The sequence below is a fragment of the Bradyrhizobium sp. Kon10 genome (genome assembly GCF_055807395.1).
Window position 1 is genome coordinate 1 of the sequence record NZ_JBVVOZ010000237.1, and the last position, 269, is coordinate 269.

1 protein-coding gene is annotated in these 269 nt (G+C 61.3%); it reads right to left on the reverse strand.

The features are described 5' to 3' along the window. Window positions 1-269 (reverse strand): aminotransferase class IV (locus AC0L2O_RS36870; RefSeq protein ID WP_473373217.1); only part of this gene is annotated, 269 nt, incomplete at both ends.

The window sequence follows — 269 nt, forward strand, 5'->3', positions numbered from 1 at the left end:
GACAGCGCCACGCAATTTTCGAGGATCTCGGCCACGCCATCGCGGTCGAACGGGATCGTCATGCGCAGCTTTTCCAGTCCGCCGAAGAAGCGATCGAGATGCAGGTCGAGGCGGAAGAAGCGACCGGCCCAGACATGCACCGTGTCGTAGGTGGCGTCGGAATGCAGGAAGCCCCAATCCAGCACCGAGATCTTGGCCTGCGACATCGGCAGATATTGCCCGTCCAGGAAGGCAACGCCGTCCGGATAGGAGTGCGGGTCTATGTGATG